Source organism: Longimicrobium sp., assembly GCF_036554565.1.
In the GTDB taxonomy this organism is placed as follows: Bacteria; Gemmatimonadota; Gemmatimonadetes; order Longimicrobiales; family Longimicrobiaceae; genus Longimicrobium.
In genome coordinates this window covers 1-2,947 of record NZ_DATBNB010000439.1, presented here as the reverse complement: position 1 = coordinate 2,947, position 2,947 = coordinate 1, and the positions used below count along the sequence as shown (strand labels likewise).

The window sequence follows — 2,947 nt, the reverse complement described above, 5'->3', positions numbered from 1 at the left end:
CCGTAGGCAGTCGAGCCGGCAGGTTTCCTGATGGCCTACGAACCTCTTTCCGCACTCGCGCTGGCCGCCGTGTTCCTGGTTTCGGTGCTGGGGGGCGGCATCAACGCCATCGCCGGCGGCGGTACGCTCGTCACCTTTCCGGCCCTCGTGGGGCTGGGCGTGCCCGCGCTGACGGCGAACGCCACGAGCACCGTCGCGTTGTGGCCGGGCGCGCTGAGCAGCATGTGGGGCTATCGCGGCGAGCTGCGCGGGGCCCGTGCCTGGGTGCTGCGCCTTACTCTGCCCAGCATCGCGGGCGGGGTGCTCGGCGCGTGGCTGCTGCTGCGCACTCCCCCCGATCGCTTCGCCATCATCGTTCCGTTCCTGGTGCTGGGCGCCACACTCCTGTTCCTGGCGCAGGGCCCGCTGATGCGCCGCCTGCGCGGGACCGGCGGCGCGCCGCCAGCCGCCGCGGAGATGCCGGCCGGCCGTGACCCCGAGGTCGCTCCCTGGCTCTTCGTCGCGGGGCAGTTCGCCATCGGGGTGTACGGCGGCTACTTCGGCGCGGGGGTCGGCATCCTGATGCTCGCGGGGCTGGGGATGATGGGCTTCACCAACATCCACCGCATGAATGGCCTGAAGAACTGGGGCGCCAGCTGCATGAACGGGGTGGCCGCCGTCATCTTCGCGCTCAGCGGCATCGTGGACTGGCCCGTGGCGCTGGCGATGGTCGCGGGCGGGCTCCTGGGCGGGTACGCGGGATCACGCATGGCCCAGCGCGTCAGCCAGCAGCGCGTACGCCACGCGATCATCGCCGTCGGCCTGGCCTCGTTCCTGTTCCTCCTCTTCCGCCCGTTCTGACCACGGACGCCTGGAAAGAAAGCGGGGGCGAGCACCCGGCTCGCCCCCGCTTCTTTCGATCGATCGGAAGGCGCGCGGTTACTCCTCGTCGATCCCCTGCTCTTCGCGCGCCGCGGTCAGGTAGCGGCGCAGGTCGTCTTCGCTGAGGCCGGCCAGCTGGCGCAGGATGCCGTGGAACTGGTCGCGCGTGGCGCCCGCCTCGTCGCGGGTGAGCTCGTCGTCGATGTCCACGCGCCATCCCGCGTCGTCCTCGTCCTCATCGGGGGCGGCCGTGGGGTCCAGGTTGCTCAGCGAGTGGAACACCAGCGTGGCGCCCAGCGCGTTGGGGTCGTCGACGTACGACGAGATCTCGGCCTCGGCCATGTAGATTTCGCCCTCCGCCTCGAAGATACGGAAGCCGAGGGCGACCCCGAACCCTTCTTCCCCGTGCCCGTGATCGTGCTCGTGCGTCTCGCTCATCGTTCCTCCGGATTGGTGACTGGCTGCTGACGGTGCTGCTGCGGCGGCAAGATACGCACCGCCGAACGCGGCGGACAGGGCGTCGTTTCGGCCAGGCCGCGCATCGCACCGGGGCACGCATCGCGATCCGCGGCGTATCACCCGGACTCCGGTCCCGCCGTCGTGGCGGGGCCGGAGCTTTTTACTCCTTACAAGCCGGATCGCTTTGCGTCCATCGCCCGTATACGTCGCGCTCCTCCTGGTGCAGGTGTTCTTCGCCACGCTGCCCATCGCCGTGAAGATCGCCCTGCGCGACCTGTCCAGCCCGGCGCTGGCGCTCCTTCGCGTCACCGGTGCCGCGGTTCTGTTCCTGGCCATCCACTTCGCCACCGGCGGCCAGCGCGTGAGGTCGCGGGCAGACTACCTGCGGCTGGCGCTGTACTCCGTGTTCGGTGTGATCCTGAACCAGCTGCTGTACATCACCGCGCTGACGATGACCACGGCCACGGCCGCGCAGACGCTGGTGACCGCCGGCCCGGCGCTGACGCTGCTGGTGGCCATCCTCATGCGGCACGAGTCCGCCACGCCCGCCAAGTGGCTGGGCATTGCCCTGGCCGGCGGTGGCGCGCTGCTCCTCGTGGGCGTGGGGCTTCACCAGGGGAGCGTGCTGGGCAACCTGCTGGCGCTGGCCAACGTCACGGCGTACTCCGTGTACCTGGTGATTTCGCGCGGTATCCTGGGCCGCTACAACGCGCTGACGGTGATCACCTGGGTGTTCGTGTTCGGGGTCGTCGGCATCTTCCCCTGGGGCATCGCGCCGGCCATGCGCGAGGTGGGAGGGATGGGCGTGGCCACGTGGGCGGCGCTGGCGTGGATCGTCGCGGTGCCGACGGTGGCCGCGTACTACCTGAACGTGTGGGCGCTCGCCCGGGCAGAGGCCAGCCTCGTGGCCATGTTCGTCTACATCCAACCGGTGATGACGGCGTCGCTCGCGATCCCCTTCCTGGGCGAGCGCCCCTCGCCGCGGATGATCCCGGCGACGCTGCTCATTTTCGCGGGCGTGTGGGTTTCCATCCGCGCCGGGCGCGCGGCCAAGGCCCGGGACGGGCGGGTGTCCGCGGCGGGGCAGGAGGGGTAGCGGGGGAGTGCGTGAGTGCGAAAGTGCGAAAGTGCGAAAGTGCGAAAGTGCGAAAGTGCGAAAGGAACCGGTAGCCGGCGCGGCAATCTGTCATCCTGAGGCCCAGGCGCACCGGACCTGCCCGCAGCACTCCCTTCGCGGGCCGAAGGATCTAGCCTGGGGCACGTACAAACCTCGGCGCGGTAGCGGTCACCGTGGCCGAGGCCTCGGCTGCCGTGGGGCCCTCACCCCGCCGCGCTGACACGCGTGCGACCCTCTCCCACAAACAGCGTGGGAGAGGGGGTACACTTCGGGATTGGTGCGTAGAGGCAGGTCCGGCGCTCGGGCGGGCGCCCCCCATCCCCAACCCTGCCCCCGCAACCAGCCGCGGGGGAAGGGAGCCAGTCGAGTGCGCGTAGCCAGCCGGAGCGCAACGCCCGGGCCCCGCTGGGGCGACTGAGGTCGCGGCAACGACGGCCCAAAGTCCGCCTTCGCGGACTGCACGCGCAGTCGAGTGCACGACACCGGGCGGAGCGCGAGCGAATTCTCCCT

General features: G+C 70.5%; 3 protein-coding genes. 2 read left to right on the top strand and 1 reads right to left on the bottom strand.

What is annotated here, in order from left to right:
* Window positions 1-30 precede the first annotated feature (30 nt).
* The gene (locus VIB55_RS12035; RefSeq protein WP_331876891.1) at window positions 31-840 is read left to right on the top strand and encodes a sulfite exporter TauE/SafE family protein; all 810 of its coding nucleotides are present in this window, start codon (window positions 31-33) and stop codon (window positions 838-840) included.
* 78 nt (window positions 841-918) lie between these two features.
* Here the strand turns inward: VIB55_RS12035 and VIB55_RS12030 are convergent, their stop codons facing one another.
* Window positions 919-1,299, bottom strand: coding sequence for a hypothetical protein (locus VIB55_RS12030; RefSeq protein WP_331876890.1), 381 nt, complete (start codon window positions 1,297-1,299; stop codon window positions 919-921).
* A 205-nt stretch (window positions 1,300-1,504) separates the two neighbouring features.
* Between VIB55_RS12030 and VIB55_RS12025 the strand changes: the two genes are divergently transcribed.
* Window positions 1,505-2,416: a DMT family transporter gene (locus VIB55_RS12025; RefSeq protein WP_331876889.1), complete on the top strand. Its 912-nt coding sequence runs from the start codon at window positions 1,505-1,507 to the stop codon at window positions 2,414-2,416.
* The last annotated feature ends 531 nt before the right edge of the window (window positions 2,417-2,947 follow it).

Bases quoted from the DNA above. Each gene is read 5' to 3' on its own strand.
- VIB55_RS12035 (WP_331876891.1), top strand. From the start codon at position 31: ATGGCCTACGAACCTCTTTCCGCACTCGCGCTGGCCGCCGTGTTCCTG.
- VIB55_RS12030 (WP_331876890.1), bottom strand. From the start codon at position 1,299: ATGAGCGAGACGCACGAGCACGATCACGGGCACGGGGAAGAAGGGTTC.